The organism is Gemmatimonadota bacterium (assembly GCA_041390105.1).
Lineage (GTDB): Bacteria > Gemmatimonadota > Gemmatimonadetes > Longimicrobiales > Gaopeijiaceae > JAGQIF01.
The window spans coordinates 61,557-76,665 of record JAWKQO010000001.1; the positions used below are offsets into that span (position 1 = coordinate 61,557).

A 15,109-nucleotide genomic window follows, 5' to 3' on the forward strand; every position below is an offset into this window, starting at 1 on the left:
TTCAAGGGAGTGCGGCCAGAACCGCTGGACCGCCAACCCGGTACGGGTACGGATGTGCGGGCGGGTTCCTTCAACGGGTCAGGGAAGGCGTGTGCGGACGGCCCGGAAGGCCGGACCGCGTTCCGCGGCCCGCTCGACGAGAAGGAGGCGGCCCTCGGCGTCCATCCAGACGTCCAACGCCGCTCCGGTGGAGGACTCGACGCGCATGTGCTGCGCGTCCACCGACGAACCAGCGATCTCCACGCTTCCCGCCCCGAGGGGGCGCAGCGTGACGGAACCCGACTCCCCGGCGATCGGCACCAGCGTCGGTACGGTGGTCGCCCCGGCGCGCAGCCGCACACCCGCGAAGTACAGGTGATGGACCACGCCGGAGTCCAGGATGACGAGTCCGGGGGCGGCCCGCATCTCCCGCGCTCGCTCCCCCACCGAGGTGCGCCGGATCATGCTCAACCGACCGGGCCCGTCCTCTTCATAGCGGACGTCCTGCGGTTCGGACCCCGACACCTGGACGGTGTAGAGAACCACGTGCTCGTCCGCTCCTCGGAGCTCGAGGGTTGTCTGGACGTCCCGGGCCCCCGGTCCGCTGGCGACGTGTAGGCGGGCTCCGGCCACCACGCGGCGCTCCGCTCCGCTTCCGGAGACGCGGATGGAGAACGTCTCGGTGCCGACCTCGGCGCCCGCCTCGTAGATGGTGAAGGTCCCCTCATCGAGGGTAACTTCCTGTCCGCCCAGATCGGGACCCATCGCCCCTAGGGCGAACGCTCCCGTCAGACAGAGAGACCAAGCGCGCATTGCGACGTCCCAGCGTTGAGACCTGGCTCGTGCCGGCCCCCGGACGTTCCGGAGACCCTGGTCGGTTCCTACCCCCCCACCTCGGGGGGGTTCAAGCGCCGTGAAGTCCCTGGAACGGAGCCCCGGCCACGCGTGGGCCGCGCTGCTGGCGCTGTTCGGCTGGCTGCGTTGGCCGTCCTGGCTATGGATTCCGGTGGCCCTGGTGGCGTTGGCGGCGGGCTGGCTGCACGGTCGCTGGCGCGGCCTCCCGGCTACGCTGCTCACCCTCCTGCTCGGACTCGCCAGCGTGGTGGCCGCGGTTGGGCTGCGCTCGCTGACCCGCATCGGGAACGACTGGCCCACCTTCTGGGCCGCCGAAGAGGAGAGAGCGGGCGAGGCGCTGCAGCAGCGGATGGAGGCGCTCATCGCGGAGGGGAACGACGCGTTGGCGGTGCTGTCGCGGGGATCTGCTGGAGACGTGCCCGAGGCTGACGTGCTGGATCAGCTGCGCCGGCGCTCGGGCCTGTCCGCGCTCGCCGTGTACGACCCGGCCGGAGTCCCCCTCGTGTGGTCGGGCTTGCACCACGGACCGGTCCCCGAGCGCGTCCGCACTGGAGCTCGCAGCTACGACTACGGCGAGAGTCCGCTGTTCGGATACCTCTACTTCACGCTTCCACGCGAGGCGGGGGACGGAACCGCGGTGGGCGCCGTCCTGCTGAGGGCAGATCTTCCCCGCTCATTGGCATCTGAGGCGCGAGAGGATTTCTCCTCGCGCTTCGAAGTGGATACGGGTGAGGAGATCCGCATCACCACCGTGGAGCGGGTGCAAGGGCCGGGAGTCTGGGACTTCCGGTGGCAGGAGGAGACGCTCTTCAGCATGCAGGTGGTTCGACCTGCGCAGGCGGAACGGCAGCGTGACACTTTCGCCCGCTGGTCGCGGTGGGTGCTCGGTCTGGCGATCCTGGCGTGGCTGTTCCTGGTGCGGGTGAGCCCGCCCGCACGGCGGGTGCGCATCGTGGCCGTCGCCGTGGCGCTGGTGGCGGGCTTTCTGCCGTTCGATCGGCTGTTCGGCGCCTTCCCGTTCTTCTCTCCGGCCGACTATCTGTTGCCGGGCCCGCTGCCCTTCTCGCTGGGACGGGTCCTGCTGATCGTTGGCGCTGCTGCTCTGCTGCTGGGTGTCGCTGGTCTACCGTCCGCACGCTGGGGGGTCTGGATCGCGGGGGTGGGTGGCGGAATCGGGCTGCCTCTCCTCACGGGATGGCTGGGTGGCGGAGTCTCTACGTCGATCCTCGCGGGTCCGGAACCGCGTTGGATCGTCTACGCGATGGTTCTCAGCACGGCGGCCACGGTCTGGTTGGTGCTGGCGTTCTCGTTGGGCCGGCCCCGGCGCGGCGACCGTGGTGTGCGCCTCGGGTGGCTTGCCCTGGCGCTGGTGGCGAACGCGCTGGCGGGGCTTGGTCTGGCAGCCCGTGTGCAGTTCGGCCTTGCGGTCCCCGCGCTCTGGCTCGGCGCCTGGGCTCCGGGTCTGGCCCTGGCCAGTGCGGGGCTGGGGAGCCGGGAGGGGCGGCATCGCTTGCTCCTCACCGTGGCGGTCGCCGGCGTGCTGGCGGCCTCGGCGGTCGCCCCGTTCGTGTGGTCGCAGCGTACGCACGCACGGATGGAAGTTGCCGAGACCGAGATGCGGCATCTGGGCTCCGCGTCGGATCCTTATGTCGAGTTCTTGCTCGAGCGCCTGGGCGAGGAGTTGTGGCGGCTGCAGCCGGAGCTGGAGCGTCCCATCGAGCTGCTCTACGAGGCATGGGAGAGCTCCGGGCTTTCCGAGGTGGAGGCCCCCATCTGGCTCACGCTCTGGACCGAGGACAACCTGCCCCGGGAGGTGCTTCCCATCGGCGTGGGGACCGCGGCCCCCGTGTTCGAGACGAGCGAGCTCGACCGCGCCCGTACAGCCACGTCGTCTCTCATCCGGCGGGTGGATCGCCCCGAGGTCCTCTACCTGGCCACCTACCCGCTACGCGATGGCATGGTGGGCAGTGCGGTGCTACCGCCGCGCCGTGACGTGGCCGGCGCCTCTCCGCTCGGCCCACTGTTCTCCGGTGTCGAGCGGACCGGTCGGGGCCCGCTTTCCCTTGTGCCGCTGGGTGACGACGAGCCGGGGGCGGGCGAGGCGGTGGACTGGTACTTCACCAACGAGGGCCTGACCGGAGAGCGGATCGTTCGCTTTCCGGAAGGGGACTACCGCGCCCGCTACCGCTTGGCGCTGGCCGGACCGTTCCTCATGGTCGTGCGGGGCACGTTGTTGCTGGCACTGGCCCTCGGTCTGGCAGGCATCCTCTTCGGGCTGGGCGCCTCCGCGCGGACCCGTCCGGGTCGGCTGGGGATTCCCTGGACCGGTGTGGTCACGTCGTTCCGAGGCCGGGTCACACTCGCGCTCTTCGGATTCTTCCTGCTTTCCACGTTGGTGATCGGCGTGCTCGCGCTGCAGACCCTTTCACGGGCTGCGGATCGAACGGCCGAGGCGCTGGCGACCCGCGGCGTCGAGGAAGCGGCTGAAGCCTATCCCGGTCCCGGCCGGGCGCTCGGCCCGCTCGCGACGCAGATCGGCGCCGATCTCCTGCTGTATCGCGATGGAGCCTTGCTGGAGGGGGCCGTGCTCGAGTTGGTGGAGTTGGGCATCTATCCCGGATGGCTCCCGATCGGCGTGCATCGGTCCCTGGCCGAGGGGCGGACGCTGACCTCTTCCGTGCCGGGCCGCCTGGGCGGTTGGCAGTACGTGATGGCCTACCGCGCGCTCGGTGGGGGGCGCGTCCTGGCGTCGCCCGCGAGCCTCCAGGTGGGAGCCACCGCCCTGCGCCGTCGCGAGACGCTCGACGTGCTCGGGTTCACCATCCTCCTCGGCGGAGCCCTGTCGCTGGCGCTGGCGTTTCTGGTGGGGCGCACGCTGACGCGGCCCATCGAGACCTTGCGGGTGGCATCGGAGCGCGTGGGCGCGGGCAACCTGGAAACGCGCCTGACCGAAGAGCGCGATGACGAGTTCGGGACGGTGTTCCAAGCCTTCAATCGCATGGTGGCGCGCTTGCGCGCGACCCGTGAGGCTCTGACCCGCACGACGCGTCGCACTCAGGCCATCGTCGAGGAAGCCGCCACCGGCGTCATCGCGCTCGATCCGGAGGGGCGCGTCGTGCTGGTCAATCCCCGCGCCGAGGGGATCTTGGGAACGGATCTGGTCTTGGGTGAGACCGTTCCCGGAGACCGGGGCGAACGCGCCGCCGAGCTGGGACGTTGGATCGAGCGCTTCTTCGAGGACGGCCTTCCCGAGGGAACCGTCGAGTTCTCGTTCGGTGAACGCCGCGTGAGGGTGCGGGGTCGGCGGATCTCGCGAGCGGAGCCGTTGGGGGGCGCGGTATTCAGCCTGGCCGACGTCACCGATGAGATGCGGGCGGAGCGGGTCCTCGCCTGGGGGGAGATGGCTCGGCAGATCGCGCACGAGGTCAAGAACCCGCTGACACCGATCAAGCTGGGGGTCCAGCACCTGCAGCGGGCCTGGAGGGACGGCGCCGACGACTATGGAAACGTCCTCGAGCGCAACGCCAATGCGATCCTCACGGAGATCGACCGCCTCGCCCAGATCGCAGGGAGCTTCTCCCGCTTCTCGGCGCCGGGCGGGGAAGGCGGGGGTGCCCCCATCGAGCGGGTCGAGCTCGCGCCGGTGGTGGCCGATCTTCTGGCGCTGTACGAAACCAGCGACCGCGGTGTCCAATTCCGCAGCACCGTCCCGGACGGACTGCCTCCCGTGCAGGCCCGCGAAAGCGAGCTGAAGGAGGTCCTGGTGAACCTGTTGGAGAACGCCCGCGAAGCCGTGGGCTCCGAAGGGCGGGTCGAGGTTCGAGCGGCGGCGCTCCCGGGCCAGGTGGAGCTGGCGGTGGTCGACGATGGCGTGGGAATCTCGGAGGCGGATCTCGCACGCGTATTCGAGCCGCGCTTCTCGACGCGCTCCCGCGGGACGGGGCTGGGTCTCGCGATCGTGCGCCGCCTCATCGAGTCCTGGGGGGGCAGCGTCGAGGCCGAGAGCGAGCTCGGCCGCGGGACCACCATTCGGATGACGCTGCTGCCGTGGGCAGGGGAGGCCGAGACTGGCGGGTCCAGGGGCGAAGCGCGAGCTTGACGCCGTGACCTCAGACCCCACCCCCGATGGATCCGCGCGTGGCGCAACCCCGCGCACTTCGGCGCGCACGTCGGCCGTGGACAGCGAGTTCAGGGGGCTCGACCGCACGGATCTGGGGGGTTGGCTGGCCGAGCATTCCGGCGTATTGGCTTCGCGTTGGCTGCTGGACGTCGATGCCCGCGCGGGTGGGCTGGAGCCCGAGGTCAAGGCGCTGCTGGGCGAGTTCTTCGATGAGCTGCTCGTGCTCCTGCCCGCATGCCTGGGACCCTATCGCGCGCAGGTCGAGCCCTACTGGCGGCAGTGCGCGGAACTGTATGGATCGGTGGGCGCCATGCGGGGACTGGCGGCCGGGGAGATCATCGACGAGTTCCAGCTGCTTCGTGAGGCGACCCTCCGCCTGATGTTCGCGACGCCTCCGTCAGTACGCGGCACTCCAATGTTGCTGAGGGAGGTGCTCAGGCTGAACCGCGTGATCGACCGCGGCGTGACCTTCGCCAATGTCGGCCACACCGACGCACTCTTCTTCGCCCTGTTCCACGGGACGGGCGTGCCCACCAGCCTGGCGAGTGACCAACTCGAGGAGGTCCGAGACCAGCTGGGGACGTTGCGAGGCGAGGTTCGCCGCATCCTGGCTCATCTGCGTACCTGAGCCGATTCGCGCCGCTCGGCGGTGCCAGCGACTGCAAACGAAACGCCCGCCTCCGGGGTGGAGGCGGGCGTCGTACATCCAGGGGTCCGCCGTTTCGTTCCGCGCGGCTCAGAGCTCTCTCAGCGCCCGCACCAGATCCGAGATGGCGGCCTTGGCGTCCGCGAAGAACATCATCGTCTTGTCCATATAGAACAGATCGTTGTCGATGCCGGCGAAGCCGGGGCTCAAGCTGCGCTTGATCACGATCACGTTGCGGGCTTTGTCCACGTCCAGGATGGGCATGCCCGCGATCACGCTGCCCGGGTCGCGGGCCGCAGGGTTGACCACGTCGTTGGCGCCCACGATCAACACCGCATCCGTGCGCTCGAACTCGTCGTTGATGTCGTCGAGGTCGAAGAGCTTGTCGTAGGGCACGTCCGCCTCGGCCAGGAGCACGTTCATGTGTCCGGGCATGCGCCCCGCCACCGGATGGATGGCGTACCGCACCTCGACGCCACGCTCGGCGAGCAGGTCGGCGGCCTTGCGGAGCTCGTGCTGGGCCTGTGCGACCGCGAGACCATAGCCCGGGACGATGATGACCGACTGGGCATAGCCCAGCACCATCGCGACCTGCTCTGCGTCCACGTCGCGGACCGGCCGATCGCCCCTGGAGATCTTGGCCTGTCCGGCCACGGCGCCGAAGGCCCCGAACGCGACATTGGTCAGGGACCGGTTCATGGCCTTGCACATGAGCTGCGTCAGGATGAGGCCCGACGCGCCCACCAGGGCTCCCGCAATGATGAGGATGGTGTTGCCGATCACGAATCCGGCGGCCGACGCAGCCAAACCGGAATAGGAATTGAGCAGCGAGATCACCACCGGCATGTCGGCACCGCCGATGGGAATGACGAGCATGATCCCCAACAGGAGTGCCAGTCCGTTGAAGATCCAGAAGATGCTGTGGGTGGGTGCCTGAGCCACCAACACGAAGCCCATGGCGAGGAGCGCCAGGAACACCAGCGCGCTCACGGTCTTCTGCAGCGGGAATGTGATAGGACTGCCGCTGATCATTCCCTGCAGTTTGCCGAAGGCCACGAAGCTACCGGAGAGCGTCACGGCACCGATCAGGGTGCTCGCCATGATCGTCGAGCCTTCCATGACCGGCAGATTGCCCATGGCGCTCAAGCGAACGAACTCGGCGGCGGCCACCACTGCGGAGGCTCCACCGCCGAAGCCGTTGAAGGCGCCGACCAGCTCCGGCATGGAGGTCATCTGCACGCGGCGCGCGAGGACGGCGCCGATCAGCGTACCGAGGATCAGGCCCAGCGCCACCATCCGCCAATCGAGCACGCCGCGCTCGAGCACGGCCGCTACGATCGCCACCAGCATGGCCAGGGCAGCCATCTGGTTCCCCCGACGAGCGGTCGCGGGCGAGCCCAGGCGCTTGAGGCCGAAGACGAAGAGCATCGCCGACACCAGGTAGGCGAGCTGCACGATAGTCAGTGTGTTCATCGAGGTCCGCCTAGCGCCGCTTGAACATCTGGAGCATCCGATCGGTGACCATGAAACCACCGACCACGTTGATCGTCGCCATGACAATGGCCACGACTGCGAGCCAGGTGAGCAGTGGTGTGGTCGCCATGGATGCGACAGCCAACGCGCCGATCAGGGTGATGCCGGAGATGGCGTTGGCACCCGACATCAGAGGCGTATGCAGCGTAGGTGGGACTTTGGTGATGACCTCGAAGCCCACCAGCATGCTCAGCACGAACACGTAGAGACCGATCAACAGGGGACCCATGTCACCTCACTGGGACGTTGCGGAAGCGGGTTGAGCCAGCGGCGGCAATCCGAGCGATGCCCGGGCCGGCCCGAAGCGGACCTCGCCTGCGTGGGTAACGCAGGCGCCTTTGGTGATTTCGTCTTCGAAGTCGAGGTGTAGCGCCCCTTCGGGGCTCAAGTGCTCGAGGAAGGCCTGGACGTTGCGGCCATACATCTGGCTCGCGTCATAGGGCAGACTCGCTGGGAGATTGACCGGTCCCACCACCGTCACACCGTGATGGACGACGCGCTCACCGGTGCGGGTCACCTCGCAGTTCCCTCCGCTCTCCGAAGCCAGGTCGACGATGACCGAGCCCGGCCGCATGGTCTCGACCATGGCGCGGGTGATCAGACGGGGCGCGGGCTTCCCAGGGATCTGCGCGGTGGTGATCACCGCGTCCATGTCGGGCAAAGCGCTTCCGATCAGCGCCAACTCCTTCTGGTGCTCCTCGTCGCTCAACGCGCGCGCGTAGCCGCCGGCGGTTTCGGCACTCTGGTCGAGCTCGGCCTCGAGGAACGTGGCTCCGAGGCTCTGCACCTGCTCCTTCACGGCGGGCCGCACGTCGAAGGCCGACACCACCGCGCCCAGCCGGCGGGCGGTGGCGATGGCCTGGAGGCCGGCGACCCCGGCGCCGAGGATCAGGACCTTTGCCGGTGGGATCGTGCCCGCGGCCGTCATGAACATGGGGAGGAAGCGGGGCAGCTCCTGCGCGGCGATCAGCACGGCGCGGTACCCCGCCACCGTCGCCTGCGAGGACAGAGCATCCATCTTCTGCGCCCGGGTGATGCGCGGGACCGCCTCCATGGCGAACGCCGTGACCTTGCGCGCGGCCAGCCGCTGCAGGAGGTCGGGGCGAGTGAGTGGGCTGAGGAAGGCGATCAGCACCGAGCCCTCCGGCGTGTCGGCCTCGTTCTCAGGGGGCTGAACGCGCACCACCGCGTCCGCACCTGCGAGCCAGCCTGGTGATCCCGTCGTCACCTTGGCGCCCGCGGCCTCGTACGTTGCGTCGGGGAAGCCGGCCCGCGTACCGGCCCCGGCTTCCACGATGATGTCGTGCCCCTTCTTGGCGAGCTTGGCACACGCGTCCGGCGCGAGCGCGACCCGCAGTTCTCCCTCGTGGGTCTCTCGCGGAACCGCAATCCTCATCGGCCCTCCTGGGTCGGCCGTTCAGGTCCTTCGTCGACGTCACGGGCCACCCCTGGCCCTTGGGCGCTACGGAGATAACGGGCGGATCGGGACTCGGCAACGTCATGCGGTCCGGATTGTCCCCCAGGGGGGACGAAGTCCACGGCCCAGCGCGCACTGACGAGGACGGACTCCAAGGCGCGGTCCTCGGGCCTTCGTGCACACATTCCTTGAAATGGAGGGGTTTCCAGGGCGTGGAGGTGTGGAAGTCGCGCGGCACGCGCGTTGCCACCGTCCGCCTCGAGCGTAGGGGGATCCACGGACGGGAGGGAACGATGAGGCGGACGAGGGGGAGGGCGAGGGAAGCGTGGTTGGTGGTGGGGCTGGTTGCTGCGTTCGCCGCGCCGGTTCAGGCACAACGCTTCCGGGGCGAGCCCCGCTTCGACACGTGGCGCGAGCCGCGGCTCTTTCTCGACCTCGGGCTCCTGGTGGGCGACCCGGTGGGTGAGTTCTCCGAGTTCGTCGACGATGGCTGGGGGATCGGTGGGGGCCTGGGCTACGCGATCGACCCGGCGGGGATCTTCAGAGTGCGCGTGGATGGTGGCGTGCTGGTGTACGGCCGGGAGCGCCAGGAGGTATGCATCAGCGACCTCGTGGGCTGCCGGGTGATCGCCGACCTGACCACGACCAATCAGATCGCCTTCGCCGACCTGGGTGCGGAAGTCGGCATCGACCTGGGTGGCGTGCGACCCTATGTGGGCGTCGCGCGTGGTCTTTCCTACTTCCAGACGACGTCGTCACTGAACGGCGTCGACGACTTCGAGCGCGACGGCGTGTTCGACACAACGAACTTCGACGACCTGGTCTGGGGGTGGAAGAGCCGCGCTGGCCTGCAGTTCCGCGTCTCGCGCGGGCGGACCCCGGTGTATCTGGATGTCTCGGCCATCTACCATGAGAACGGTGAGGCCGAGTACCTGACGGAGGGCGACATCCAGGACAACCCTGACGGGTCCATCACCGTATTCCCCGTCTTCAGCGAGGCGAATCTGGTGACCTTTCAGATGGGCGTCTCGATCGGTCTGGGCGGATCGTCAAGGGACCACTACGACGAAGGGCCCCCACGGCGACGCCGTCGCCGCTGATCTGGTTCTCCGGGGGTGGAGGGACGGCGCGTCCCTCCATTCCCGCGCCCGCCCGCGCCGGCAGCTTCGTGCACATGTTGGCGCGTGTGCGTTCGGCGGCCCTGCTCGGAATCGACTCCGCTCCCGTCGATGTCGAGGTTGACGTTTCCCTGGGCCTGCCCTGCTTCCAGGTCGTGGGACTGCCCCACGGCGCGGTGCGGGAGGGGCGGGACCGCGTCCTTGCGGCCCTGACGCACGTCGGCTGCCGGATCCCTCCGCGGAGGATCGTCGTGAACCTCGCGCCGGCCGACCTGCCCAAGGAGGGGAGCTCCTTCGACCTACCGATCGCTCTCGGCTTGTTGGTGGGGGCCGAGCTCCTCGCGCCTGCGGCCCTCTCGGATACGTTGTTTGTCGGCGAGGTGGGTCTGGACGGTTCCGTGCGGCCGGTGCGCGGCGCCCTCTCTGTCGCCTTGGCCTGCCGCTCCTCCGGCGTGTCCCGGCTCGTCGTGCCCGACGCCAATGCGGAGGAGGCGGCAGCGGTCTCCGGCCTCGACGTCTTCGGCGTGTCCCATCTGTCTGAGCTGGTCGCGCAACTCCGGGATCCGGCGCTCGCCGTCGTTCGTCGCCCGGCGCGCCACCCACGGGAGACCGAGACCAGGGCGTCGCCCGGACTGGCGGCGATTCGTGGTCAAGAGCGCGCGAAGCGTGCCCTGGAGATCGCTGCTGCGGGAGGACACAACCTCCTTCTCGAAGGCCCGCCAGGAGCGGGGAAGACACTTCTGGCGCGGGCACTGGCGACGCTCCTGCCCCCACTGGATGAACAGGAGGCCATCGAAGTCACCCGAGTGCACTCGGTCGCCGGTCTCCTGCCGGCAGGCGCGTCGCTGCTCCATGCCCGCCCGTTCCGCGCGCCGCACCATACCGTCAGCGACGCGGGACTGGTCGGTGGTGGCCGGCCACCCCGGCCCGGCGAAGCGAGTCTCGCCCATCTGGGTGTGCTTTTCCTGGACGAGTTGCCGGAGTTCCGCAGGGGCGCGCTGGAGGCCCTTCGTCAACCGCTGGAGGAAGGGCACGTCACCATCGGTCGGGCACGGGTCACGACACGGTTCCCGACCCGCTTCCAATTGGTCGCGGCCATGAACCCGTGTCCCTGCGGACTTCGGGGTGCGCAGGGGATCGCCTGTGCCTGTAGCGAGGACAGTGTGCGACGCTACCGCGCACGGCTTTCGGGTCCGCTCCTCGATCGCATCGACCTCTTCAGTTGGGTGCCTCGCGTGGAGCTCAACCGTCTCGCGGGCGGAGGGGCCGGGGAGGGGACGGAGCAGGGCATCCTGCAGCGCATCGCGCGCGCCCGTCGTGCTCAGAAGAACCGGTTTCCGGCGGTCAGCGCGCACACGAACGCGGCTCTGGCCCTTGCGGACCTGGAGCACGCCGTGCCGCTGGGGCCGGCACCGCAACGGCTGTTGTTGCGGGCTGCGGACCGCTGGGCGTTGTCTGCCCGCGCCTACCACCGGGTGCTACGCGTCTCACGGACGATCGCCGACCTGGACGGGATTGCGCAGGTGGAAGAGCGCCACGTGGCCGAAGCGTTGCAGTTCCGCCGGGAAGCGTCCTGACGCCAGCCATTGCAGGAGGTCGAACCGCCTTCGAGCTTTCCGGGCCGGAGGTGCGCGTGTGCACCTCCCTTCCTGAGCACGCGCGCATCCATGTCCACCGCGAGGTCGGAGCCGGGACGGCTTCGGATCCTGAGCGCTTTCGCCGCCGTCTACATCATCTGGGGATCGACCTACCTGGCCATTCGGCTGGCCATCGAGACCCTCCCCCCCTTCCTGATGGCCTCCATTCGCTTCGTGGTCGCCGGAGGTGTGCTGTATCTCTGGGCGCGGGTGCGGGGAGCCCGGGCCCCGTCGCTGGGGCAGTGGCGCAGTGCGACCATCGTCGGGGGACTGCTGCTGCTCTGCGGCAACGGCGGCGTCGTGTGGGCCGAGCAGTACGTGCCTTCGGGAATCGCCGCGCTTCTCGTGGCGACCGTCTCCCTTTGGATCGTGCTCGTGGACTGGGGATTCGGAGATCGTCGCCGTCCCACGCCCCTGCTCTGGCTGGGCCTGGCGGTAGGCCTGGGGGGGGTGGGCCTGCTGGTGGCGCACGATGACTTCGGATACGGGGACGCGGGCGGCCTGGTGGCGGCTGGGGTCGTTGTGGTGGCCGCGCTCGCCTGGGCGTCTGGCTCGATCTATTCGAGAACGGCCGCGTTGCCCGAGTCTCCGAGGCTGGCCACAGCCATGGAGATGCTCGCGGGCGGCGTGCTCCTCGGCGTGGTCGGTGCGGCCACGGGAGAGCTGCGGGTCTTCGATCTGTCCGCGCTTTCGCTGCGCTCCCTCCTCGCGCTGGCCTATCTGATCGTGTTCGGAGCCCTCATTGCCTATCCTGCGTACGTCTGGCTGCTGCGCGTGCAGCCTGCCGCACGCGTGGCGACCTATTCCTACGTGAACCCGGCCGTGGCGCTCTTCCTCGGGTGGGCCTTGGCGGACGAGCCGTTGGCGCCGCGCACGGCCTTGGCTGCGACGGTGATCGTGTTTTCAGTGGGGTTGATCACCCGCGAGACGGGAGTACGGCGGGCGCCCGTTCGGGTGGCGGTGCGTCTGGACTCCGCTGGCGAGGCCCCGGGCCTGGCCGAGACCAGAGTCGGGACGGGAAGCCCTGCGGCTGCCTTGCCCACGACCTCGGCGGATTCATAGGTTCGGCGCGTTCCGTTCCGAGCAGCCGGACCCCTCCTCCCAGGTCCAGATGCGCCTGTTCGTCGCGATCAACCTCTCCCAGGCCGACCAGCGCAAGATCGCTGACGCGACCGAAGGCCTGCGTGCCGCCAGCTACCCACTTCGCTGGCTGGATCCCGACACGTACCACCTCACCCTGAAGTTCCTGGGCAATGTCGATCCGCTGCGTGTCACCGAGATCTCGGAACGGTTGGACCGCATCGGAGCCGGCAACGGCTCCTTCACCCTCGAATGCAAGGGGTTCGGTGCCTTTCCCACCATCCGCAAGCCGCGCATCCTGTGGTTGGGGGTCGATCCCTCGCCGGCCCTGCGCTGCCTCAAGCAAGACCTGGAATGGAGCCTCGGGGAACTGGGCTTCGAGCGGGAGACGCGTGCCTTCCATCCCCACGTGACGCTGGCGCGCGGCACTGAGGAGGGGGCCGGCGCGTTTCGCGGCCTCGACGAGCACGTCGCCCGACTCCGGCACAAACAACGCACCACGGTGCGGACCATCGAGCTCATGCAGAGTCACCTGGGGCGTGACGGGGCCCGCTATGCCGTCGTACACCAGAGCGCCCTGGCGCCTCGGACCACCTGACCGAACTCCCGGTGCAGTCGGTGGTACCAGGGGGCAGGTCCGCCCACTCCGGGCGGCCGGAGCGGTCCAACGGAGCGACGACGGGTGTTCGGAGCGATCAGGCGCTTGATCGGTGCGGTCTTCACGGGTGCGCTGCTGCTGGTGACGGCCTACGCGGGGTGGCGTTGGGGGGATCGTGTCTTCCCGGCGCTGGAGGAGCGGATCGGCATCGAAGCGGCGGCTCCGTCCGATGCGGTGCCCGGCCAGGCGCCCTCGGAGCGCGTGGCCTCCGCTGCGCGGGCGCGCGTGGAGGGATTGCGCGGGCGTGAGGGCCAGGCCGAGCTCAACGGCTTGGAGCTTACCAGCCTGCTCCGGTTCGACGCCCGCTCACAGGTGCCCGCCTCCATCGTCGATCCGGTCGTCGAGATCCAGGACGGGCGTCTGGAGTTGTCGGGACGCCTCGTCGTCGCGGACGTGTCCAATCTGCCCGACCTGCGGGGGACGATCGACGTCCTGCCAGACACGGTGGAGGTTTCGGTGATCGGCACGCTCATCCCCTTCGACGGGCAGGGATCGGCTTTCCTGGTGGACCGGATTCGGCTCGCCCGCATCCCACTCCCGCGGAAGACCGCGCCCAGCGTCATCGCATCGCTGGATCGCGCTCGCCCCCCGGGCCTTCCCGAGCAGGCGCTCTACGTGCGGCTGCCGGCCGGCCTGCGGTCTGCCTACGTGGAGGGCGACCGGCTGGTGATCGTGTCGGGACAGGCGGAGTGACATGGCCAAGATCCTGATCGTCGACGACGAGGCGTCCATCCGGGGCGCGCTGCAGCAGGTGTTCGAGTACGAGGGGCACGAGGTTCGGGTCGCGGACTCGGGGTATGCTGCCCTGGACGTGCACGAGGCGCTGGCGCCCGACGTGAGCTTCCTCGACGTCAAGATGCCCGGAATGGATGGGCTGGAGCTCCTGCGCACGTTGCGGGAGCGGGAACCCACGGGCCTCTTCATCATGATCTCGGGGCACGGGACCATCGACACGGCTGTGGAGGCGACGCGCGAAGGCGCGTTCGATTTCCTCGAGAAGCCGCTCGACACCACCCGCCTGCTGGTCACGCTGCGCAACGCACTGGAGCGAAAGGGGCTTTCCCAGTCGGTCGAGCGCCTCAAAAGCGAGTTCGAGAGCCGCTTCGAGATCGTGGGTGGTAGCTTCGCGATCCGTCAGGTGCTGCAAGTGGTTGAGAAGGTGGGGCCCACCGATGCCGATGTCCTGATCACGGGGGAGAACGGCACGGGAAAGGAGTTGGTCGCTCGTGCTCTCCATCGGCTCTCCTCACGCGGCGACGGTCCTTTCATCGAGGTCAATTGTGCGGCGATCCCCTCGGAGCTGATCGAGTCGGAGCTGTTCGGCCATCTGAAGGGGTCGTTCACTGGTGCGGTCTCCGACCGCGTGGGGAAATTCGAACAGGCGAGCGGGGGCAGCCTTTTCCTGGACGAGATCGGAGACATGTCGCCCGCCGCCCAGGCGAAGGTGTTGCGCGCGTTGGCCGAGCGGGTCATCACGCGCGTCGGCGGCTCGAAGGCGGCCCGCGTGGATGTGCGTGTCATCGCGGCCACCAACAAGCAGCTCGAGGACGAGATCGGGGCGGGCCGCTTTCGGGAAGACCTCTTCTATCGCCTCAACGTCGTTCCCATCCATGTGCCACCCTTGCGGGAGCGGCGAGACGACGTTCCCATGCTGGTCCGGCACTTCGCACGCGCCATGATCGATTCCCGTCGCGCTCCTGAGCGCACGTTCAGTCAGGAGGCGCTCACACGGTTGTCGGAACTCGAGTGGCCAGGCAACGTCCGCGAGCTGCGCAACACCGTCGAGCGCCTGATGATCCTGGCGCAGGGTAACGAGGTCGGGGCCGATGACGTCGTGCGTCTGGTCCGGGGACGCGACTCGACCATGGGGCTGGGCGGGGAGCTCCTGCAGGCAGCCACCTTCGGCGACTTCAAGGACGCGGCTGAACGTGCCTACATCCTGCACAAGCTGAGGGAGCACGACTGGAACGTCTCCGAGACCGCGCGTGCCATCGAGATGCCTCGCTCCAATCTGTACAAGAAGATCGAGCGCTACGACCTGACGCGCGAGAGCGTTTGAGGAGCCG

At 68.9% G+C, this 15,109-nt stretch carries 12 protein-coding genes; 8 read left to right on the plus strand and 4 right to left on the minus strand.

Going from position 1 to position 15,109, the window contains the following annotated elements; all coding sequences use genetic code 11:
- Positions 1-78 precede the first annotated feature (78 nt).
- Positions 79-792 (minus strand): hypothetical protein, encoded by a 714-nt coding sequence (locus tag R3E10_00300; protein ID MEZ4414171.1) that lies wholly within the window; start codon positions 790-792, stop codon positions 79-81.
- Between the two features lie 100 nt (positions 793-892).
- Between R3E10_00300 and R3E10_00305 the strand changes: the two genes are divergently transcribed.
- Both R3E10_00305 and R3E10_00310 read left to right on the plus strand, forming a co-directional pair.
- Positions 893-4,933 (plus strand): ATP-binding protein, encoded by a 4,041-nt coding sequence (locus tag R3E10_00305; GenBank protein ID MEZ4414172.1) that lies wholly within the window; start codon positions 893-895, stop codon positions 4,931-4,933.
- A gap of 4 nt (positions 4,934-4,937) precedes the next feature.
- Complete coding sequence (locus tag R3E10_00310; GenBank protein MEZ4414173.1) at positions 4,938-5,582, plus strand: hypothetical protein; 645 nt, start codon at positions 4,938-4,940, stop codon at positions 5,580-5,582.
- 108 nt (positions 5,583-5,690) lie between these two features.
- Here the strand turns inward: R3E10_00310 and R3E10_00315 are convergent, their stop codons facing one another.
- From R3E10_00315 to R3E10_00325, 3 genes are read right to left on the minus strand one after another with little or no spacing between them, the layout of a single operon-like run.
- A complete protein-coding gene (locus tag R3E10_00315; GenBank protein ID MEZ4414174.1) occupies positions 5,691-7,073 on the minus strand; it encodes an NAD(P)(+) transhydrogenase (Re/Si-specific) subunit beta in 1,383 nt (460 codons plus the stop codon).
- A gap of 10 nt (positions 7,074-7,083) precedes the next feature.
- Positions 7,084-7,362, minus strand: coding sequence for an NAD(P) transhydrogenase subunit alpha (locus tag R3E10_00320; GenBank protein MEZ4414175.1), 279 nt, complete (start codon positions 7,360-7,362; stop codon positions 7,084-7,086).
- 6 nt (positions 7,363-7,368) lie between these two features.
- The gene (locus tag R3E10_00325) at positions 7,369-8,529 is read right to left on the minus strand and encodes a Re/Si-specific NAD(P)(+) transhydrogenase subunit alpha (GenBank protein MEZ4414176.1); all 1,161 of its coding nucleotides are present in this window, start codon (positions 8,527-8,529) and stop codon (positions 7,369-7,371) included.
- 314 nt (positions 8,530-8,843) lie between these two features.
- On the opposite strand from R3E10_00325, the gene R3E10_00330 reads away from it, so the two are divergent.
- The 6 genes from R3E10_00330 to R3E10_00355 all read left to right on the plus strand — a co-directional run bounded on the left by R3E10_00330 (position 8,844) and on the right by R3E10_00355 (position 15,102).
- On the plus strand, positions 8,844-9,650 hold the full coding sequence (locus tag R3E10_00330) for a hypothetical protein (protein ID MEZ4414177.1): 807 nt from the start codon (positions 8,844-8,846) through the stop codon (positions 9,648-9,650).
- 74 nt (positions 9,651-9,724) lie between these two features.
- Positions 9,725-11,245, plus strand: coding sequence for a YifB family Mg chelatase-like AAA ATPase (locus tag R3E10_00335; protein MEZ4414178.1), 1,521 nt, complete (start codon positions 9,725-9,727; stop codon positions 11,243-11,245).
- A gap of 90 nt (positions 11,246-11,335) precedes the next feature.
- Positions 11,336-12,367: an EamA family transporter gene (locus tag R3E10_00340; protein ID MEZ4414179.1), complete on the plus strand. Its 1,032-nt coding sequence runs from the start codon at positions 11,336-11,338 to the stop codon at positions 12,365-12,367.
- Positions 12,368-12,416: 49 nt separating this feature from the next.
- The gene (thpR, locus tag R3E10_00345) at positions 12,417-12,983 is read left to right on the plus strand and encodes an RNA 2',3'-cyclic phosphodiesterase (protein ID MEZ4414180.1); all 567 of its coding nucleotides are present in this window, start codon (positions 12,417-12,419) and stop codon (positions 12,981-12,983) included.
- Positions 12,984-13,067: 84 nt separating this feature from the next.
- Positions 13,068-13,736, plus strand: a complete 669-nt coding sequence (locus R3E10_00350; GenBank protein ID MEZ4414181.1) for a hypothetical protein — start codon at positions 13,068-13,070, stop codon at positions 13,734-13,736.
- Position 13,737: 1 nt separating this feature from the next.
- A complete protein-coding gene (locus tag R3E10_00355) occupies positions 13,738-15,102 on the plus strand; it encodes a sigma-54 dependent transcriptional regulator (protein ID MEZ4414182.1) in 1,365 nt (454 codons plus the stop codon).
- Positions 15,103-15,109: the final 7 nt, after the last annotated feature.